The 1697-nt window shown below is 64.4% G+C and carries 2 protein-coding genes; one reads left to right on the forward strand and one right to left on the reverse strand.

Annotated features, from left to right (window positions below; genetic code table 11):
• The first annotated feature begins 997 nt into the window (after positions 1-997).
• A complete protein-coding gene (locus K338_RS26670; RefSeq protein ID WP_084481517.1) occupies positions 998-1420 on the forward strand; it encodes a J domain-containing protein in 423 nt (140 codons plus the stop codon).
• 44 nt (positions 1421-1464) lie between these two features.
• Here K338_RS26670 and K338_RS26050 read toward each other — a convergent pair.
• The coding region (locus tag K338_RS26050) for a hypothetical protein (RefSeq protein WP_211218281.1) at positions 1465-1697 on the reverse strand (233 nt) is incomplete at its 5' end.

Genomic DNA, 1697 nt, shown 5'->3' on the forward strand with positions numbered 1-1697 from the left:
CACCCGGAGGTCCTCCTCACGTCAACGAACCACCGCGAGTGTCACCAACGTCCTGGCCGGGTACACCTAGCCGCCGACGGTGATTTCGTTGTCGGTGGGTCGTACGGCCCTCAATGGCGCCCAGCCCCGCGGTGAGCATCGGACATGACCAGCCGCACCACCCCTAGCGGCGAGTCGCCGGAGGCCGCGGCTACCCCGGCTGGGATCGTTGCGCACCGATCTGGTCACGGCTCAGCCGGCTAGGCATACATACACGTATTGCGCACAGTGACGACTTGTGCTATAAGAATTTGCACCGATCGAAGCAGATCGATCGACATGGGTGCCAGTGGCAACTGATGAGGATCAGTTGGAGGTGGACCTGATGTTGAAGCGCACCGGCACGTTCAGTGAGCTGGACCAGTTCGCCCGGTCCACTCCTTTGGCCACGACCACACCCGCGTCGGCATCCATGGCAACCGCAGATGAGACGACGAGAGTTGAGACATTCCTCGAGATCGTCTGCACCGATGCTGAACTTCTCGCTGAGGAGTTCGACGAGATCATCGCCACCAACTACGGCAACGCGCACGTGGGTAAGACGCCATCTGGGGTGGGAGGTGCCCAAGACCACTGGCGTAGCCGCCCACGGCACTGGGCACCGCGGGCGCGCCCCGCTTCCAACAGGGCACATCTGAAGTTCAGTACTTGGGCTAGGGGGCGTGGACCTCCGACTATCGGCTGGCCTCCGATGCCATTGACGGAAAGGCAGGTGATGGCGCGAACGGACAACATCGGCAAACGTGTCAGCTAAACCCCGCTCGCCGGCCAGCCACACATCACGTTGAGCTGTTGACACCGTCGAGGCCACAGGGCCTTTCGAACGTGCTCCAGCCCCGACCGTAGGGTCACCACGGTATGGCCGGCCCAGCGGGCCACGCTTGCAGGTGCGCGGCACATCCGTGCCGCGCACACCCGCGTTCTGGCCCCCCCCGCGCAGAAGGACCCTCTCGAGAAGATGAGCCGACAACGACCGGACTACTACCTCATCCTCGGGGTCACATCTACCGCGACCCCGCAAGAGGTCGCCCGCGCTTACCGGGCTCTCATTCGCCGGCACCACCCCGACAGTCGACCACCAGAGGGTGACCAGACCAACCTGGCGGACATTCACGAGGCCTACGCGGTGCTGCGCGACCCAAGACGCCGAGCCGACTACGACCGCAGCCGGGCACGCCCCCAAGCGTCACCGGGCGTTCCCGTGCGCGTCCGGGTACGTCAAACCCAACCCCCGCCAGGCCCCTCACAACCTGGCGCAACCGCCCGCGGTCAGAACGGACCACTCATCCGCATCCGGCCCACGGTGACCGTAAGTTCTCCACGCCGATCCGGCCCCGAACTTCCCCTGCTCCGGCTGCTCGATGAGCTACGTCGCCGCTGAAAGCGGCGCCAGCAACGAGACTGGTTCAGTGCCACAGGTTGTCCTCACGGTCTCAAGCTGGTGACCTGGTGAAGAGGCATGGCAGCGTCGAACCACGCGAGGAGGTAGCTATGACCCACGATGAGTTCTTGGCCAAGGTACGCGAGCGTGGTCAATACCCCACCAGTGACGGAGCCGAGCGTTGAACCGCACTGGGTTTGATGGAGACTCCTGAGCTTGGAAGCGAGGATGGAGTCATGGCGAACAAGCAGGTCGCTGGAGGGCCGACGGCGCGTCG

It is taken from the genome of Ruania albidiflava DSM 18029 (assembly GCF_000421225.1).
Lineage (GTDB): Bacteria > Actinomycetota > Actinomycetes > Actinomycetales > Beutenbergiaceae > Ruania > Ruania albidiflava.